This window comes from Streptomyces sp. NPDC048191 (genome assembly GCF_040652655.1).
Taxonomy (GTDB): Bacteria; Actinomycetota; Actinomycetes; order Streptomycetales; family Streptomycetaceae; genus Streptomyces.
On record NZ_JBEZMO010000028.1, the window covers coordinates 15950 to 34842 of the forward strand.

Genomic DNA, 18893 nt, shown 5'->3' on the forward strand with positions numbered 1-18893 from the left:
GCCATGCTGGTGCAGGTGCTCGGCACCGCGGCCGGCGGCGGCATCCCCCAGTGGAACTGCGCGTGCCCCGGATGCTCCGGGGCACGCGCCCACCCCAGCCGGCGCCGCAAGCACGCCTCGCTCGCCGTCCATACCGACGACGGCCACTGCTACCTCGTCAACGCCACTCCCGACGTCGGCGATCAGATCGAGGCCCACCCGGCCCTCCACCCGGGGCCCGGCCCGCGGCAGACGCCGATCGCCGGAGTCGTCCTCACGGACGCCGAACTCGACCACACCCTCGGCCTGTGGCGGTTGCGTGAGGCAGACGCACTGGAGATCCTCGCCACCGTCCCGGTCCGCCAGGCCCTCGAGGACCACTTGCGCCTGAGCGAGGCGCTCGGCCCCTACACCGCCCTGACCTGGCGGGAGCTGGGCCGGCGTGGCGGCCAGGCGCTGCGCGACGCGCCGGACCGTCCACTTGGTCCCGGCGTGCACATCAGCGCCATCCCCGTCTCGGACAAGCGCCCGCGCTACGCCGCCGGCGCCGCCGCCCACGACTGCTGGGTCGTCGCGCTACGCCTGTACGACCGGGCCACCGGCCAAACCGTTCTGTACGCCCCGGCCGTGGCGGCCTGGTCCGACGCGCTGCACCAGGCCGCGGCCGACGCCGACTGCGTCATCGTGGACGGCACCTTCTGGGACGAGGACGAACCCCGCCGCACCGGCCTTTCTGCGCGCACCGCCACCGCCATGGGCCACCTGCCTATCGAGGGACCGGGCGGCACCGCCGGGATCCTCGCCCAGCTGTCCGCCCGCTGCCTCTACACGCACCTCAACAATACGAACCGCCTCGTCGACCCCGCCGCGCCGGAGCACAAACGGCTCGCCCGGCTGGGCATCGAGGTGGCCGACGACGGAATGGTGATCGAGCTGTGACCACGACTCTCGCTCCCTCGGTGGAGCCCTGGAGCCCGGCCGAATTCGAGGCCCGCCTGCGGGAGGTGGGCCGACTGCGTTACCACGACCAGCATCCCTTCAACCTGCGTATGCACGCGGGCGACCTGGAGCCGGACGAGGTACGCAGCTGGATCACCAACCGCTTCCACTACCAGCGCCACATCCCCGTCAAGGACGCGCTGATCATCGCGAAGCTGGACTCGCCGCGGCTGCGGCGGATGTGGCTGCGGCGGGTCGAGGACCACGACGGCCGCAGCGAGGGCGAGGGCGGCATCGAGCGCTGGCTGCGGCTCGGCGAGGCGGCCGGCGTGGACCGGCGCACCCTGTGCTCGGGCGAGTCTGTTGTGCCGGGAGTCCGGCTGGCGGTGGAGGGCTACGTCAACTTCTGCCGGCTGCGCTCGCCCCTGGAGGCCGTCGCCGCCTCGCTCACCGAGCTGACGGCTCCCGATCTGATGCGCCTGCGCATCGAGGCGTTCGAGCGCCACTACTCCTGGATCCAACCGGAAGGCCTCGCCTACTTCCGCGCGCGCGTCGACCAAGGCCGCCGCGACAGCGCCGAGGCACTGGAACTCGTCCTTGAGTGGGCCCGCACCCGCACCGACCAGGAAAGCGCCCTGGCCGCGCTCTCCTTCAAGTGCGACGTGCTGTGGACACTGCTCGACGCCGTACAGTGCGCCGGGCAGACCGGCCCCGGCCGCAACGGCCGCGACGGCGCACGGGAGCGGATGTGACACCGCAGCCCACGAACCCCTGGCGTCCTGCCCTCGCCCCCGCACTGACGCTGCGCCACGACCACATACGCGGCACGGATCTGCTGGTCCTGCCCGAACGCGTGATCGTCCTGGAGGGACACGCCGGCACTGTCGTCGGCCTGTGCGACGGCAGCCGTACCGTGCCCGGGATCGTCGGCGAGCTGACCGAGCGCTTCCCCGGTGCGCCGGTAGCGACTGACGTGCCCTCCTTTCTCGAACGCCTACGACAGGAGGGCTGGCTCCGATGACCGACCCCGTGACCCCCAACGACCCCGCACCCCCGTGGGCGCTGCTCGCCGAACTCACCCACGCCTGCCCGCTGCACTGCCCCTACTGCTCCAATCCCCTGGAGCTGACCCGCAGATCACAGGAACTGAGCACCGACCAGTGGACGGACGTACTGCGCCAGGCGGGTGAGCTGGGCGTCGTGCACACGCACCTCTCGGGCGGCGAGCCCCTCCTGCGCCACGACCTGGAGCAGATCGTCGCCGCGGCCGAGGCCGCCGGGATCTACACCCAGCTGGTCACCAGCGGAACCGGCCTTACCCGGAACCGGGTGGCGGCGCTCGCAGCCGCCGGGCTGCGCAGCGTCCAGCTCTCCGTCCAGCACGCCGAAAGGGACGCCAACGACCGCATCGCCGGGCGTACTTCAGCGTTCTCCGCGAAGGAGCAGGCCGCAGCCGTCGTCCGCCGGGCCGGGCTCCCCCTCGGCCTCAACGTCGTACTGCACCGCGACAACCTCGACGCCATCGACCTCCTCATCGATCTGGGCGAGCACTGGGGAGTCGACCGGATCGAGCTGGCCAACACGCAGTTCTACGGCTGGGGGCTGCGCAACCGCGAGGCGCTGCTGCCCACGCGCGACCAGCTCGCCCGCGCCCGAGAGATTGTCGAAAGCCGGCGGGAGCAGCTCGCCGGGCGGATCGACCTGGTCTGGGTCATGCCCGACTACTTCGACGGCGTCGCCAAGCCCTGCATGGGCGGATGGGGAGCGGTCTCCCTCACGGTCGCGCCCGACGGCACGGCCCTGCCCTGCCCGGCCGCCGCCGCCCTGGTGGACCTGCGGCCGCCCAACGTCCGGGACCACTCGCTCGCCTGGATCTGGAAGCAGTCCGAGGCGTTCGGCCGTTACCGCGGCACCGCCTGGATGACGGGCCCGTGCAGCGGCTGCCCCCGCCGCGAGGAGGACTTCGGTGGCTGCCGCTGCCAGGCATTCGCACTCACCGGCGACGCCACCCGGACCGATCCGGCGTGCGCACTCTCCCCCGACCACCACCTCGTCCGCGACCTGGCCGACACGATTCGCCCCGAACCACCGCCGTACATCTACCGCCGCCCCGGCGCGGTATCCGCACCGACCGAGACGAGGCATCCCAGGAGCGGGTCTGTCACATGACCGCCACCACCGCACCAGGTGGCGGCTGCCCGCAGGAACGCGGCGCCGTTGGGCTTCCCGTTGCCTCACGTGCCCTCCGGGCTCGCCCACGTCGTCCAGATGTCCGAGCGTGACGGCTTCGAACCACGGCCGAGCCAGAAAAATCTCCGTGAGGTCGGCGTCAGCTTGCGGGACGAAAGTGATCGGCTTCGGCTGCTCGCTCGTGTTGAACCATTTTTCGGTTTGCCGCCTCGGACGCGCAGGCCGCCGGCAGTTCGGCTACTTCCCGGGCAGTGGGTCCGATAGCAGTTGAACTACCGGTTCACCAGTGCCCTGGGAATCCGCGGCTGGTCGTACCGCTCGACACGTTCAACATCGCTTACGGCCCCGTCGACTCGGATGTTTTCATGTCGGAGCCGACCGTGATCGTCGATGAGCGCGGTTCGATAGAGCAGGTAGAGCTCGGATGCCGGCTCGCTTGGGTGCGGGTTGTGGTGAGACGGTAGGAGTCGGTGCTGGTCTCTATGATGTTGCCGCCACCCGCTCGTATCGCCCTGACGCGACAAATTCAACAACCGGGCGTATTCCAAGCGCGGCGGCATATGCGCGTCGATGCTGTACCGACTGTCACCGCCGGCAGCCACTTGCGGCCCGATTCCAGCCGACACAAGAACCCCTCCGTGGATCGGACAGACTCATATGCACAAACGTAGCGTCGCCGATTCGAGGAGAGTTTTGGTCGGGGGCCTGCTCTGGCTGTCATTGATCCAGGTATTCTTCGTGAATAATTTGATCGTGCTTCCTCATGCTTCGAGTCAGAATCTTGTGGAATACCTCATCTCCGCGCTCGGCATGACGCAATGCGATCGCATCCATGGGATGCGCTTCTGCTCTCCCTGGCACGAAGCCGCCGACATCGCCTGGATCTTCGGAGGACTCTCCCTCTCCTCAGGTGCGGTACTCAACATGGTGTTCTTCCCATCGAGCCGTCTCAGAAATCGGGCGTTCGGTGCACTGACCATCAGCGGACTGGGACTCGTCTCTGCCGGCTTCAATCCCTACAACGTCCGTACGGTTGTGCATCTGCTGTCCGCCGGAACGTGCTTCATCAGCGGGGCGGTCGGCGTAGTGCTGTTGGGAGGCATGCTCCTGCAGCGCAGTCGGCCCTACCTTGGCATGATCGGCATCGCGTGCGGTGTGACATCCCTCATCGGCACCGCGCTCGCGGCGCTGAGAGTGGACCTTGAAGTGCAAGGGGCGTTCGAGCGAGCTTCGGCATGGCCCAGCCTTCTCTGGCTCATCGGCACCGGGGGATTCCTCGCCTCCACCGCGTGGCGGACGTCCCGAAGCGGCAGCCGCTGACACGGCACCTGTTAGTTCTTGGTCACGCTCGGTTGTCGCGGCGGTGTCGTTGCTGGTGGCAGGCGTTTGTGACGGCTTGCTGATGGCGCCTTCAAGCGATCCGGCGCAGGACGTGATCACGGTCGCCAGCGGGTGGGGGCAGCTGCGCGATGGCCTGCAGGAGACGGATGAGCTCGGGGCAGGCCAGCGACGAGTTCAGGCCGGCGCTCGGATCCCTCGTGGACGGCGGTGACCCGGTACAGGGGCGATGCCGATGGTGCAGCTTTTGCCACCGACACAAGGAGCCCCCTGGAGGCCGAGGAGAGCGGGCCGACAAGAGCGGAGCGGATGGCCGTGCCGGCCGTCACCAGCCGTTCGGCCCGGGACCCTCACAGGCCAGAGCGACCGACAACAGAGGGACGGAACAGACCCCCACCGGATCCACCAACCACACGACACCGACCGGACCGCCCCACCCCAGACTGGAACTAACCCGATGCATCGCCGCCCTGCGCGGTGGGGCCGGTCCTCAGCATGCCGGTCACGCCCGACGGCGAGGCCCCGGACCCGCCCGTACCTCTCCTCGCGCAATTGGCGCACGGCGCGGCGCGTTCTCCACCGCTGAGCACAGGGCTTTCCGACGCCCCTCCCGGGGTGCGTAAGGGCTCGACGTCGGAAAGGATGAGGATTGTGAAGGGCAGAGGGGGCGCCGTCGAGGGCGTCTTCGACGGTGCTCCGAGCGGAAACGACGGGCTGGACCCGGTGGCCTCGCGGGAAACCACCTCGTGGGGGAGGGCGCCGAACCAGATGCTCGTCCTCGCAGCCATGCTCTTCGCCGTGGTGATGGTTTTCATCGACCAGACGATCGTCAGCATCGCTGCACCGAGCATCATTGAGAAACTCGGCCTCTCATCTTCTGGAATGCAGTGGGTGGTCAACGTCTATCTGCTCGCGCTCGCCGGATTTTTTGCGCTCGGTGGGCGGCTCGCCGACGTCTTCGGCAACCGCCGCGTGGCGGTAGCAGGCATGCTCGTATTCGTTGTCTCGTCCGCGCTGTGTGGCTCGGCGCCGACGGGGGAGTTCGCCCAAAGCTGGCTCGTCATCTTCCGCGCCACCCAAGGGTTGGGGGCGGCGCTGCTGTTCCCCGCTGCCCTCGCCGTCGTCATCGCCGTCTTTCCGGTCGATAGACGGGGCCGGGCGGTGGCATTGTTCTTCGTCCTCGCCGGCGCCCTCACTGCCGTCGGACCGCTTCTCGGCGGCTGGCTGACCGCCTGGAGCTGGAGAGCCATCTTCTGGGTCAATGTTCCCGTCGCCATGGTCGCGCTCGTCCTCACCGCCCTCGCCCGCATCCCCGATGCCCGGCGGCCCGAACGTCTCGATGTGCCGGGCACCGTGCTCGTCGCCGCGGGAGTGGGGCTGAATGTCATGGGATTCCAGCAGGCGTCTGCATGGGGCTGGTCCAGCCCTGCCACCTGGGCGTGCATCGTCGGGGGGTTCGTTGTTCTCGCGGTCTTCTGCCTATACGAACTGCGCACCCACGAGCCGCTCGTCAAGCTGCGCGTCTTTTGCGACCGGGCGTTCACGGCCGACCTTGTGGTGCTGTTCTTCTCGGTGCTCGCGTTCGTCCCGGTGCTGTTCTTCGCTTCGGTGTACGCCCAGATCTCGCTCAGCGCGTCGCCCGACCAGGCCGCGTTCTACCTGCTGTACTTCTTCGTCGGCTTCGGTCTCGCAGCACTGTGGGGTGGCCGAATCCTCGACAAGCGCGGGGCCCGGCCCGCTCTGAGGCTCGGCACGGCGCTCGGGTGCGTGGGATACACCCTGTGGGCGGGGAAGCTGACAGACCTGTCGGCCCACGACCAGTGGCCCTACGCCTGCCTCGCTGGAGCAGGCATCGGCTTGATGTTCTCCCCGGCCTCCACCGACGCCGTGAACCGGGCGATCGGCGCCTCGTACGGCGAGGTCACCGGCATCACCCAGACGGTGCGCAACTACGCAGCCGCCGTGGGCATGGCGGTATTCGGTACCGTCCTCACCCATGTCACGACCAGCCGGGTCGCGCAGACGCTCACCGCGAGGGGCCTGCCAGGAGGTGAAGCCCAGGGCAGGGCCCGCGCCATCGCAGAGGCGATCACCGGCCATCCGGACGACCACCAGCCCACCGGCCACGGGCCCACAGCCACGGCGATGCGCAGTGCCATCCAGGCCATCCGCATGGACTTCGCCAAAGCCAACCAATGGGTCTTCTACGGGATGGCCGTGGCGCTGGGCGTGGCGTTTCTGTGCACTGTGCTGCACCCAGGGACGCGGGTGACGGGACAGGTCGCGAAGGCGCGGGAGAACGAAGAGAGATGAACTCCTGGACGTCGGTTCTGCGGTGGTCGGCCGCCTACCCATCGCGTGCTCACACACGGGGCATGGCCCCTGTAATGGTGCAACCGTCTCAGAAGGCCTTTGGAAAGATGACATCGCCCAATCAAACCCCAACGCACCAACCTACGGGCTCTGCCGCGCTCCTGTCCGGTTCAAGCCGGGGCAGTGACTTCGCCCGGCTGTCCCGGCGCATCACCGAAGCCGGCTTGCTCGAACGGCGCCCCGGCTACTACACGATACGGCTGAGTCTGGTTACCGGACTGTTCGCCATGGGGTGGTGTGCCTTCTTCTGGTTGGGAAATACCTGGTGGCAGATGGCTGTAGCCGCCTTCCTGGCCGTCATGTTCGGACAAACCGCTCTGATCATGCACGACTTGGCCCATCGGCAGGTCTTCCGGCGACGCCGAGCCAGCGAGATCAGCGGGCAGCTGTTCGGCAACCTGGGCGTCGGTATGAGCTACGGCTGGTGGATGAACAAGCACACCCGCCACCATGCCAACCCCAACCACGAGGAACTCGACCCCGACGTCTCCCCATACATCTTTGTGTGGTCCACCGAGCAAGCCCGTAGGAGCGATGGGCTGCTCCGCAAGATCGGCGGTCACCAGGCATATCTGCTCTTCCCCCTGTTGACCCTTGAAGCGTTCAACCTGCACGTCGCAAGCCTGCGAGCACTCCGCTCGCCGTCCATGAGAAACCGAAACCGCCTACTGGAAAGCGCTCTGCTCCTGCTCCACAACGGCGCTTTCCTCTCGGCTCTGTTCCTGGTGCTCTCACCTGATAAGGCCTTTGCATTCCTTGCCGTGAACCAGTGCCTGTTCGGCGTGTACCTGGGCTGCACCTTCGCCCCCAACCACAAGGGCATGCCCACCATCACTGGCGAACAGCAGCTCGACTTCCTGCGGCGGCAGGTGCTGACCTCCCGCAACGTGCGCGGGGGCTGGTTCACCGACATCATGCTGGGAGGGCTCAACCATCAAATTGAACACCATCTCTTCCCAAGCATGCCCACTGTCCACCTGCGCCGGGCCCAGGTGATCGTACGGGACTACTGCGCCGAGATCGGTGTCCCCTACCACGAGACCGGCCTAGTCCAGTCCTATCGCGAAGCCTTGACGCACATGCACAGCGTGGGAAAACCGCTCAGACGGCAGCACAAGACATGACCGAGTCGAACAACTCACGAGCAAATCCCACGCGATGAGCTGAAAGTTCTCCCCTTCTTGTCCGACAAGGTTCTCGCTTCGGTGTCCGGGCTGTGGCGGGGCTTGAACGGGATGGTTGGGCTTGTTCCACCTTTGATCTTGGCCAGTGCGCCGCCCGCCCTTCAGGGCGGTGGTAAAGGCCGTCTCAAGTCCGCTCTGACCCGCACGTGAGCACGAGGCGGCGCTGATTACCTCAGCCCACGGGGCGCTGTTGCCGCTCGATGTACTGCTTTCGACGGTCAGCGGGGCCCCGCCGCAGCTTCCGGCGAAGTACGAGCCGGACCAGGAGCGTCCGCCCCACAGGCACCGGCGCACGTGCGCGTCGTACTCCTTGCGCAGCAGCCGGGCAGAGACGCGCTTGAGGGAGTTGACCAGCTTGGAGAGCTGGACCTTGGGAGGGTAGTGCACGAGCAGGTGGACATGGTCCTGTTCGCCGTTGAACTGCTTCAGCTCGGCTTCGAAGTCGGTACCTCCCCAGCAACGGGGAAACCTCACCTCGTGCCGGCCAACAGGCCCAGGAACTGGGCCGTTCCGTGACGTGACTGCCGCGAGGTTTCACGGCTCAGGGCGCGACATCACCGCCGCGGGAGTGGACGCCGGATGGCCCTGACGGCGATCCGGTTATCCCTGCCCTGCTCCGCAGGAGTCCGGTTCCTCCCCGGCCTGAAGGTCGGGGCATCCTCGCAGGAACCCGGTGAACTGCGAGTTGCAGAAGAACTGGGACGAGCTCGTGGGGGGCAGCTCGGGCCGAGGGCATCCCGTCCGGGCCGCCGGGCCGCAAGCGAGCCGGTATGTCGCGTTTGCATCCGATTCGAGGCGTGCCGGGCCCGCGGTGGTGGCGTCTGGTGCAGACGGGGTCGGGCAGGACCAGGGCCACAGACGGCGTTCGGGGCATTCCCCTCGTACTATTTGCCCCTGTCCATGAGTGTTGGCCTGGTATGTGCCGAACCAAGCCTCTAGCTTCGGCTGCGGCGATCATCAGCGCCGGCGATCCCGGACGGCCTACGCAGGGCACCGGCCGCCGCCCTTGATATGAGAACACTTCGGTGTCGTGCACTGCAGGAGGACTTGATGTCGGGTATCGCAGGATCGGCAGCGCCGCCGGAGCCCGTGAGTGAGGGGCGAAACCGCGGGGGCGGGGGATCGTGGTGGAGGCTGGTGCGGGCGTTGGCGGCGGCCCTGGCGGTGTTGGCCGGGATGGTCGTCCCGATCACCGTCGCCACGCCCGCTGCCGCGCAAACCGGGCCCTTCGCCTATGTCACCAACGCCAGCCTGATCACCGGCGCATCCACGTTGTCAGTGATCGACACCGCCACCGACGGCATCACCGCCGACCCCCCTGTCGGCGAGCAACCCATCGCCGTGGCGATCACCCCCAACGGCAGGCGTGCCTACGTCGCCAATGCCGGCTCGAACACCGTGACGGTGATCGACACCACCGCCAACCCCCCGGCCGTCATCGCAACCGTTCCCGTCGGCAACAGCCCCGCGGGTGTGGCGGTGACCCCGGACGGCTCCCGCGTCTACGTCGCCAACGCCGGCTCGAACAACGTGTCGGTGATCCGCACCAGCGACAACACCGTCATCGACACCGTCGGCGTCAACACGAGCCCCCAGGGTGTGGCGGTGACCCCGGACGGCTCCCGCGTCTACGTGACCAACGCCGGCTCGGGCAACGTGTCGGTGATCCTTACCGCAACCAACACCATCGGCACCACCGTTGGGGTCGGCACGGGCCCCTCGGGTGTGGCGGTCAGTCCGGACGGCTCCCGCGTCTACGTCGCCAACGGCGGCTCGAACAACGTGTCGGTGATCGCTACCGCCGGCAACTTCCTCCTCAAAAACGTCGCCGTCGACACGCGTCCCCAGGGTGTGGCCGTCACCCCGGACGGCACCCGCGTCTATGTCACCAACCGAGCCTCGGGCACCGTGTCGGTGATCCGCACCAGCGACAACACCCGCATCGCCACCATCGGCGTCGGCCGCAGCCCCCAGGGTGTGGCGGTCGCAACCACCCCGAACGGCGTCCGCGCCTACGTTGCCCTCACCACCTCGGGCACTGTGTCGGTGATCGACACCGTCGGCAATACCGTCCTCGGCACCATCAACGTCGGCGGCTTCCCCATTGCAGTGGCGATCGGAAGGGGCGTCGTCGGCGAGACTCCGAAGACTCCGACCACGCTGACACTGAAGGCGGACAAGAAGCCGGAAAAGGACACGCTGGGCGCCAGGGGCCATGACGTTGTCACCCTGAAGGCCAAACTGACCGCCGACGGCCGGCCCCTGAAGAGCAAAACCATTACGTTCACCACCGATTCCACCACGCTGTGCACCCGCACGACCAACAGCAGGGGCACGTCCACGTGCAAGGTACGGAGCAGGCAAGTCAACAAGGCCTGCTACACCGCCACCTTCGCCGGCGACGACACCTATCTGCCCTCGACCGCAACCGTCTGTGTGAAGAACCACCACGGCAAGCCCCGCACTTCGGCAGGGCTGCTCGACCAAGGCCGCGTCAACGACCTGGCGGAGGCTGTAACCTCGACGGGCCAGCCGCCCATCCGGCATGGCCGCTGAAACGGCCCGGAGCCGGCATACCGATCAGGCATGGCCTTCGGGGCCGTGCGCAAAGCGATCAGGCTAGTGCACGCTTTCTGCTGAGGAGCGGGGGGCCCGCGACGTTTCCGCGGGCCACCCCGCTCCTCAGGCCATCCCGGGCCACCCCAAGCCTTCCCGCGTCGACCACGACCCCGACGGCCTGATGGCGTCCCGCCAACCTGGTGGAGGCGGGCAAGAACCCGATCGAGGCGTGCGTGCCTCACCCCTGGTGGACGAGGAACAGATCGAATCGGTGGTCTACGCCCTGTCCCTAAGGGCTTGCAGATCATTAACACGTCGTCTTGATCTTGCTGTTGGGGCCGCCGGACTGGGTTCGAACCCGAGCTTGGAGGCTTGTGAGGGCGGCGGGCGGGGTGGCCGCCGGCGGGATGACGATGCCGTGCGCCTTGAGCAGTGTCCTGATCTTCAGCACTGTGCGGTGCATGGTGGTCCGGCTGCTGTCGAACAGCACGGCGAGGGGTTCCGCGGCCAGGGCGACCCGCAGGTGAAGGACGGCCGCCAGGACCTGGTCGGGGAAAGCGAGTCGGGGCGGGCATCCACGCTTGACGTCGCCGTGGACGGCCAAAGTGTTCGGTGAGATCGCTCAGTTGCTGCCGGGACAGGTGCGCGCAGTCCAAAAGCAACGGCGTTGCCGCCGAGTGGTGTAACAGCGATCTTCGCGTAGCCCCTGGTCATGGGGCGGCCATCGCGCAACTCTCCGAGTAGGAAGTCCCGTTGAGTGAGAGGTGACGCGATGGCCTTGTCCCAGCATGACTTACTCCGGCTGATGGAGTCACTGCGCAGACGGAAATCGAGCCGATAGGGCAGTGGCCCAGCGGGTCCTGCAAGAGCTCATCGAGGCCGAGGAACCCGCTGACATCGGGGCCGAGCCGGGTGGGCACACCGACACCCGCGAGAGTATCTACGCCGTCACCAGCCTCGACGCCCACCAAGCCGGGCCCGCCGACCTGGCCACCGCGATCCGCGGTCACTGGGGAGTGAAAAACTCCTCGCACCATCACGGACGTCACCTTCGCCGAGGACGCCTCCACCGTCCACCCCGGCGCCGCACCACGAGCCATGGCGACCCTCCGCAACCTCGCCATCGGCGTGCTGAAAACCCTCGGAGCCGGCAACGTCGCCAAGACCCGGGCGATCCGCTACCCCAACGAGCACTCCCCATCCTGGGCATCACCAACGATCCGGACACCTACGGAACTTGATCAAGCCCTGCCTACTCACCACCCACCCCGAAAGCGAAAAGGTCCGCCGACCCCGTCGACGGACCCTCACGAAAGATCGAGGTTAAGGCACAGCACTCGACGACATGCGAGCACGCGGCCATGAATGAAAGATCGAAAGAAACTGATGTGCTGAAGCTCGCGACCGCTGCCTCATAATGATGCAGCGGTGTAGGGCCACATGCAGAGTCTCGCGAACCAACCAACACATAGCCCCCACCCGGAAGTCCCTGAATATCGCTCGCACAGACGGAATGCCACTATCCTTCGGAGTCTGCCCCCACCACCGTACAGGGCGTACTACCATTGGAGAGCATCCCCATGTCGATATCTGCCGAAGAAATCTCGCCCTCCGTCGTGTACAGGTCGTATCCGTGGAAGAGTACCCGAGTGTCCATGAAGTGACTCCATTCTGCTATGCGATGTGCCCGCTGACGGTGAGGATCAGTGCTTGCTCTCATCACGAGCCATGGCGCGATCGAGAGCGTGACCGGCCGATTGCCCGGCGCTCATCCATTTCTTTGGCTTCAGCCTGTCATCTGCCCGATCGGAGCGCGTCGACCGATCGGACGAACCGGTGGTGGGACTGTAAATCGTTCGGCTCTGCACCGTAGTCGGTGGTGACGTGATGTGCTGAGCGGAATGCGGTGGCGGAGGAGTTCGAAGCCTGCACGGCCCGCGCATTTGCCGCATGATCCGTTTGGTGCGGGTGTTGACGCCCTCGGTACGGCCGTTGCTCCCAGGGCAGGGTCAGGCCGGCGTTCACGGCTGCACGGTCGAGTTCGAGGCCATTGCAGAAGCTGTGCAGGTGGGGCAGGTCGGCGCCGCGGGCCTGGGTGAGCTTGGAGTCGTTCCTGCCGTCGGGGGACAACAGGACGGTGAAGTCACGGATGAGTGCCGCAAGTTCAGTCATCTCGGAGCAGGCCGCAGTGATCAGCCCGAGCAGATCGGTGTCCTTGGTCCGTAGGTGATCGGCGGCCCAACCGCATCATCGGGGCCGACGCCCCGCTGTCCCCTGAGCAATGTCCGCCGGGAGCTCCCCCACTCAGGGGACACGGCCAACGAAGACAGTCTGCAATACAGAGGCGGAAGCAACTGCTTGAACCCGACCGACCACACGAGCGGGTAGATGACGGCCAGTTGAGTGCGCGGCATGCGTTCGGCCCGTGCGGTCTTGGTGAAGGCGTGGTGGGGGAGTTGTCGTTTCTAATCCACGCGCGTAGCGGACTGCTCGACAGCTGCGCTTGTCTGAGGCGGGCATCTCCAACCCCCCAATCCGTATGGAGAGTTCATGCGCCACGCCACTCGCGGCCTACCCGCAACCGCTCTGCTTCTGATCGGCCTATGTGCCGCTCCCGCTTTCGCGGAGCCTCCCGCGCCGCCGTCGACGGCGACCGCCCAGGCAGAGCTGGCCGCGCTCACTGTGGCCACGCCGCATTCGATGGACGGCTACGCCCGTGACAAGTTCGGCATCTGGTCCACCCAGCCGGACGGCTGCACCACCCGCCAGGACGTCCTGGCCCGCGACGGCAAGAACGTCCACGACAAGACGGACCGCTGCCAGCCCGAATCCGGATCCCGGTACTCCGTGTACGACGACACCGTGGTCACCGTGGTGGCCCAGGCGACGATCGACCACATGGTCCTCTCGCCGAGGCCTGGCGTTCGGGCGCCGACACCTGGACAGTGGATCAGCGCAAGGCGTTCGGCAACGATCTGAAGGACCCGCAGCTGCTGGTCGCCTCGGAGTCGTCGAACTCGTCGAAGTCTGACAGCGGCCCGGCCGACTGGAAGCCCACGAATCACGCGTTCTGGTGCACGTATGCCAAGGACTACACGCACATCAAGTCGGTGTGGAAGTTGACCACAACCGACAAGGAGAAGGCGGCGCTGTCTTCCATGCTCGACACCTGCACAGGCTGACTGCCCAACGGCTGCCTGCTCCATGGCCGGTTCGCCCAACCTCTCGCCAGGCTGACCACGGCTCTGAGCGCAGGGTGCACCCGGTACAGAGAGACAGTTCCGGGTGATGAACCAGCACGCATCCCGCATGACGGGGCGATGTCCGTGCGGTTCCTTCCTCGGCTTGAGGCAGGCACGTTTCGGTCAACTCACATGCCGGCGGTTTGTCATGTACGCGGCATGAACATCTCATTGGTAAGCCGCCGCACGAACACGACAGCTTCCGCAGCATTGCCGGTCGGCCCCACACCGGCCGGACTGTCCCCCCACAGAAGGAGCTTGTGTGATTCCCCGCTACATACGTCCTCGCAGCACCGTTGTGGCTGTTGCCACCGCCGTTGTCGCCGGTGCTCTCATGGGTACGGCGATGACTCCCACGGCTACGGCCAAGCCGGCTACCGGTAGCTCTCACCTGGCCGCCGCCCCGGCCGCGTTGTCCGCCGCTGCGCGTGCCTCCCTGATTCGGACGGCTCAGGCCGGCGCGGCCGAAACCGCGCGGAAGATAGGTCTCGGTGCCGGGGAGAGGCTAATCGTCAAGGACGTCGTCAGGGACCTCGACGGCACCATGCACACGCGCTACGAGCGCACCTACGCGGGCCTGCCCGTCCTCGGCGGTGACCTGGTCGTCCACGTCTCCAAGTCCGGCAAGAGCGAAGGCGTGACCAGAGTGACGATGGCGAAGTTGCAGCTCGCCTCGCTCACGCCACAGATCACGGCGGCCGCGGCCGAGAAGCAGGCACTGCGCCTGGCCAAGGCGGCCGGGTCCGCAACGACGGCCGCAGATCAGGCTCCGCGCAGGGTCATATGGGCGGCGAGTGGCAAGCCCGTCCTCGCCTACGAGACGGTCGTCGGCGGCCTGCAGGACGACGGCACCCCCAACGCCCTGCACGTCATCACCGACGCTGTCACCGGCAAGAAGCTCTTTGAGTACCAGGGCATCGAGACCGGCGTCGGCAACACCCACTACAGCGGCAAGGTCGACCTGGCCAGCACCCACTCGGGCTCGTCGTACACCCTCACCGACGGCACGCGCGGCGGCCACAAAACCAACAACCTCGACCACGGCTCCGACGGCACCGGCACCCTGTTCTCCCAGGACAACGACACCTGGGGCGACGGAAAGGTCTCCAACGCGGCCACCGCCGCAGCCGATGCCGCCTACGGCGCCCAGCAGACCTGGGACTTCTACAAGAAGACCTTCAACCGCAGCGGCATCAAGAACGACGGTGTCGGCGCCTACTCCCGCGTCCACTACGGCAACTCGTACGTGAACGCCTTCTGGGACGACAGCTGCTTCTGCATGACCTACGGCGACGGGTCCGGCAACAACGACCCGCTGACCTCGCTGGACGTGGCCGGCCACGAGATGAGCCACGGCGTCACCGCCAACACCGCGGGCCTTGAGTACACCGGTGAGTCCGGCGGCCTGAACGAGGCCACCAGCGACATCTTCGGCACCGGCGTGGAGTTCTACGCCAACAACAGCGCGGACGTCGGCGACTACCTCATCGGCGAGAAGATCAACATCAAGGGCGACGGCAAACCACTGCGTTACATGGACAAGCCCAGCAAGGACGGCGGCTCCGCCGACTACTGGTCCGCCGACGTCGGCAACAAGGACGTGCACTACTCCTCCGGCGTCGCCAACCACTTCTTCTACCTGCTGGCCGAGGGCAGTGGCGCCAAGACGATCAACGGCGTCAGCTACGACTCACCCACACACGACGGATCCAAGGTCACCGGCATCGGCCGCGACAAGGCGCTGCAGATCTGGTACAAGGCGCTGACCACGTACTTCACCTCGACGACCGACTACAGGGGCGCCCGCGCCGGCACGCTCAAGGCGGCATCCGACCTGTACGGCGCCTCCAGCACCGAGTACAAGGCGGTGGCGGCGGCCTGGTCCGCAGTCAACGTCAACTGAGCCTGTAGACACGAAGGGCGGCACCTGACCCGCGGCCGGGTGCCGCCCCATCGGTCACGCCCCACATCCGTCGGCGTCGTTGCGGCCCATGCCGCCGCCGTCGCCCGTGGCTTGTGCGGCCTTCGAAGTCGGAGCGTCTCATGGTGCCGCTCGGCGAGTTTGTCGCCCTGGTTGCCGCGCCTCTTGCCTGCTTCAGCAGGCCGATCCGGCATTCGGTCGGCGGTCAAGCGCCGCCCGGACACCGAACTGCCCGACAAGCACAAGAAGTCGAACAGGGTCCACGCCGCACTTCGTGCCCCCGTCGAGCGGACGATCTCCAGGACCAAAACAGTGGAAGGTCTTCCGCCATGCCCGCATCAGCCCAAACCGGCTCACGTCAACCGCGGCAGCCATCCTCACCCTCATGATCTACACGTGAAAACGCTTGCGGTGTCCCTGGGATGGTCATGGGTGCGGTGGGGTCATTCCTCGGTGGCTTCGGCGACGGCGGCGCGGGCGGAGGACTCGTTGACGATGGACTTCTTGTCGTGGGTGTAGGAGGACAGCAGGGCCCGGTGTCGTGGATGAGGGTGTGATTGCGTCGTCGGAGGGCAGGGTGTCGGACCGGCCCGCGAGGGCAAGGTGGTGGGCGAGGCCCCTCTCGGGGGCATCCCCGGAGCTTCCTGACGAAACCCGGTCTCCCCGCCCGGTTGCGGGCGGGGACAGGTGCGCCGAGTGGTCACTGAGCCGTAATGTTGGTGCCGGTGGCCCATAGGGCCCCGCCCTTGCCGGGGCCGCCGGTGCTCGTGTAGCCGACGAGGTTGCCGTCGTTCTGCATCACCGCGTAGGCACCGGAGTTGCCCTGGGTGTGGGTGGACCACAGGGCGACGTGTGCCGCGTCGTAGACGACGAAGTTGCCGTCCGTCTGCATCACGGCGGTTGCGCCCGGGTGGCCCTGGGTGTGGGTGGACCATATGGCGGCACCGTCACGCAGGCGGTACATCACCAGGTTGCCGTCCCCCTGCATGACCAGGCGGGTGTAGGGCCCCTGCGTCCACCAGCCCGCCCTGAGGGTGGTGCCGGAGGCGATGGTGTGCGACGAGGCGGGAGTCGTCGGCGTGCTCAACGGCGTCGTGCTCAAGTACGTCGCCGTGGACGGGGCCTTGAGCATACTCGTCTGGGCCGTTTTGCACGCGGCGGCTTCGTCGGCGGTCTGCGGCCTGGAGGTGGGCGCGTCCCGGCCGTACACGCCGTCGGTGCCGTCGGGGACGGTGACTATGTAGTCCACCCAGACTCTGACATCGGGCGATGAGGGCTTGATGTGGTGGTACCAGACCCAGCCGGTGTACTCCTGTTGAGCAAAGATGTGCATGGCGAATCCTGTTTCGCCAGGCTTCACGGGTACTTCCATGTTTATGCTGTTCATCGTCTCCTTTACGTACGTGGTCGTCTGTGTAGCTCCGAGGCTGACCTTGAAGAAGTCGGGGCCGATCTGCACGCCCCCGGTCGGGCCGCCGCCCACCTGTATGCCGTTCGAATATTGGGTCGTGTACCTGAATGAGAACGGCGAGGAGCTGCAGTTCTGCTGGACCGGGTACTGGCCGTTGACCGGGTCGAGAAGGGTGGGTTTGCCCAGGAAGGCGTGGCCTTTTGTGGGCGCGGCCCACTCGTCAGTCAGAGAGCCGGAGAGCGTACAGTTAATCCAAGCGTTGCTGTCGCAGGCATTGAGGACCGAATCGTGGAGCGCTTGGTACTCATACGGGTATGATTGCCCGAGCACGATCACGTCGTTCGCCGAGGACGGTGTCGCTGCCAGCGTCACCATTCCTGTCCCGGCCGAGAGCGCCATTGCTGCCGCCATGGTTCGCCTGAGTCGCGTCCAGCTTCGAATTTTCAGCATGCGCCATCCCTCCATTCATCAAGGAGGCGGTCGGCCGTCCTCTGCGTACGATGCGTGCGGAGCGGTTGCCGCCAGGGGATGAACGTATGCTTGCAGCAACAGCAGGGACGGCGGCGACCACGGCACAGTGCGTAAGAGTCCTTTACAATCGCCTCAAAGGTCCCGCCGAGCGCTTGACAACTCTGCCCTCCCGGGCTTGTGGGTGCGGATCTAAGGGGGCGGGAGCGTGCGCGCCCCGCGGCCCTCAACGCGTCAACCTGATCCACCCGAGGTACCGGCCTTCCTGCCACGAGTGGCCCCTCCCCCTCGCGCCTGGGTGGTGACTGCACGTGCCCCCGGCTGGTGTCTCCGCCCTCCTTGATCAGCCGCCGGATGCCCGCCTCCGTGCGTTGAACGGCCTGCTGATGTTGTCCTGGGTTGCCTTCCGCAGGGCGGCGATCCGCCGGCCCGCAGTCGGGGCGGTCGGCGGGATCGGGTCCGTCGGCCGCGTGCTCATGCTTCCTGTTTCCCTTTACGGCCGAGGGCGCCGGCACCGCGGACGGCGGTGGTGCTGTCTGCGGGCTGGGCCTCCAGGGCCACGATCTCCCGCTGCATGCCGCGGATCTCGGCATCACGCTGTTCCAGCCAGATGTTGACCCGCTCATCAGTTGGGCGCAGACCTCGGTGATGCCGTGTTCCCGGGCGGCCTTCACATCATGGGTGCCGCCGGGCAAGGCGGGTGAGCCGCAGCAGCTTCCCTTCTTCCGCGGTGATGACCTGCAGGTTCACGTCTTCGCGTCGGACCTTGCCGGAGAAGTGTCCCCCGGCGGCGACGCGGTCGGTCTTTGCGACGGTGCCGTCCAGCAGCACGCAGCCTCTCGCATGGTGACTCGTGAGCGCTTGCGTCAACGAGGGGGCGAACTCGGCGAGTTGCCCGATCGGGTCATTCACATAGCGCCAGGCCGTGGCCACGCCGATCGCGAAGCCACCGGCGATTTGTTCGAGGGTGTCGTGCTTACGCAGGTAGACCAGGGTGCACCGGGCCCGATCATATGGACGCAGCTTGCACGCACGGCCACCGTGGCACGCGACGATCACCATCGTCACCAGTTCGAGGAGGTCTTCATCGAGGTCGCATGCGGCAGGATAGGAGAACACGGGGCATCTCCGCAGGTAAGGCTATGTTTGGCGACTCTCCAAACCGGCGGATGCCCCGTTCGTCACGTCACCGTCAACATGCCACCAGTACCTCACACACCAGCCGTACACGTGGAAAAGGCTCCTAGCAGGGGGCGGCCGCATTTGCCTGTGGGCTGGCGCAGCAATCG

Annotated in this window: 13 protein-coding genes and 4 pseudogenes; 12 read left to right on the forward strand and 5 right to left on the reverse strand. The window is 66.8% G+C overall.

The genetic code is table 11. The features are described 5' to 3' along the window. The first annotated feature begins 3 nt into the window (after window positions 1-3). From pqqB to AB0D93_RS32490, 8 genes and pseudogenes are all read left to right on the forward strand, one after another. The gene (gene pqqB / locus AB0D93_RS32455) at window positions 4-918 is read left to right on the forward strand and encodes a pyrroloquinoline quinone biosynthesis protein PqqB (RefSeq protein WP_362127193.1); all 915 of its coding nucleotides are present in this window, start codon (window positions 4-6) and stop codon (window positions 916-918) included. After that, the gene (pqqC, locus tag AB0D93_RS32460) at window positions 915-1670 is read left to right on the forward strand and encodes a pyrroloquinoline-quinone synthase PqqC (protein ID WP_362127196.1); all 756 of its coding nucleotides are present in this window, start codon (window positions 915-917) and stop codon (window positions 1668-1670) included. The genes pqqB and pqqC overlap by 4 nt, the downstream gene beginning before the upstream one ends. Then, the gene (pqqD, locus tag AB0D93_RS32465) at window positions 1667-1939 is read left to right on the forward strand and encodes a pyrroloquinoline quinone biosynthesis peptide chaperone PqqD (protein WP_362127199.1); all 273 of its coding nucleotides are present in this window, start codon (window positions 1667-1669) and stop codon (window positions 1937-1939) included. The genes pqqC and pqqD overlap by 4 nt, the downstream gene beginning before the upstream one ends. Further along, complete coding sequence (pqqE, locus tag AB0D93_RS32470; protein ID WP_362127201.1) at window positions 1936-3087, forward strand: pyrroloquinoline quinone biosynthesis protein PqqE; 1152 nt, start codon at window positions 1936-1938, stop codon at window positions 3085-3087. The genes pqqD and pqqE overlap by 4 nt, the downstream gene beginning before the upstream one ends. Window positions 3088-3105: 18 nt before the next feature. Further along, window positions 3106-3572: pseudogene (locus tag AB0D93_RS32475) on the forward strand (hypothetical protein). Window positions 3573-3765: 193 nt separating this feature from the next. Beyond that, window positions 3766-4428, forward strand: coding sequence for a hypothetical protein (locus AB0D93_RS32480; RefSeq protein ID WP_362127204.1), 663 nt, complete (start codon window positions 3766-3768; stop codon window positions 4426-4428). A gap of 786 nt (window positions 4429-5214) precedes the next feature. Next, on the forward strand, window positions 5215-6759 hold the full coding sequence (locus tag AB0D93_RS32485) for an MFS transporter (RefSeq protein WP_362127375.1): 1545 nt from the start codon (window positions 5215-5217) through the stop codon (window positions 6757-6759). 107 nt (window positions 6760-6866) lie between these two features. After that, window positions 6867-7943: an acyl-CoA desaturase gene (locus AB0D93_RS32490; protein WP_362127377.1), complete on the forward strand. Its 1077-nt coding sequence runs from the start codon at window positions 6867-6869 to the stop codon at window positions 7941-7943. Between the two features lie 232 nt (window positions 7944-8175). Here AB0D93_RS32490 and tnpA read toward each other — a convergent pair. Further along, a pseudogene (gene tnpA / locus AB0D93_RS32495) lies at window positions 8176-8450 on the reverse strand (IS200/IS605 family transposase); the annotation flags it as partial. 699 nt (window positions 8451-9149) lie between these two features. On the opposite strand from tnpA, the gene AB0D93_RS32500 reads away from it, so the two are divergent. Then, on the forward strand, window positions 9150-10559 hold the full coding sequence (locus AB0D93_RS32500; RefSeq protein ID WP_362127207.1) for a YncE family protein: 1410 nt from the start codon (window positions 9150-9152) through the stop codon (window positions 10557-10559). A 310-nt stretch (window positions 10560-10869) separates the two neighbouring features. On the opposite strand, the pseudogene AB0D93_RS32505 reads toward AB0D93_RS32500, so the two are convergent. After that, window positions 10870-11194, reverse strand: a pseudogene (locus tag AB0D93_RS32505) (ISAzo13 family transposase); the annotation flags it as partial. 1259 nt (window positions 11195-12453) lie between these two features. Next, a pseudogene (locus AB0D93_RS32510) lies at window positions 12454-12794 on the reverse strand (ISL3 family transposase); the annotation flags it as partial. A 468-nt stretch (window positions 12795-13262) separates the two neighbouring features. On the opposite strand from AB0D93_RS32510, the gene AB0D93_RS32515 reads away from it, so the two are divergent. The 3 genes from AB0D93_RS32515 (at window position 13263) to AB0D93_RS32525 (ending at window position 15707) form a co-directional block, all read left to right on the forward strand. Next, complete coding sequence (locus tag AB0D93_RS32515) at window positions 13263-13541, forward strand: hypothetical protein (RefSeq protein WP_362127210.1); 279 nt, start codon at window positions 13263-13265, stop codon at window positions 13539-13541. After that, window positions 13508-13744: a hypothetical protein gene (locus tag AB0D93_RS32520; RefSeq protein WP_362127213.1), complete on the forward strand. Its 237-nt coding sequence runs from the start codon at window positions 13508-13510 to the stop codon at window positions 13742-13744. The genes AB0D93_RS32515 and AB0D93_RS32520 overlap by 34 nt, the downstream gene beginning before the upstream one ends. Window positions 13745-14066: 322 nt before the next feature. Beyond that, window positions 14067-15707, forward strand: a complete 1641-nt coding sequence (locus AB0D93_RS32525; RefSeq protein ID WP_362127215.1) for a M4 family metallopeptidase — start codon at window positions 14067-14069, stop codon at window positions 15705-15707. Between the two features lie 718 nt (window positions 15708-16425). Here the strand turns inward: AB0D93_RS32525 and AB0D93_RS32530 are convergent. Both AB0D93_RS32530 and AB0D93_RS32535 read right to left on the reverse strand, forming a co-directional pair. Further along, complete coding sequence (locus AB0D93_RS32530) at window positions 16426-17586, reverse strand: hypothetical protein (protein ID WP_362127218.1); 1161 nt, start codon at window positions 17584-17586, stop codon at window positions 16426-16428. A 693-nt stretch (window positions 17587-18279) separates the two neighbouring features. Next, window positions 18280-18723, reverse strand: a complete 444-nt coding sequence (locus AB0D93_RS32535; RefSeq protein WP_362127221.1) for a transposase family protein — start codon at window positions 18721-18723, stop codon at window positions 18280-18282. Window positions 18724-18893 lie beyond the last annotated feature (170 nt).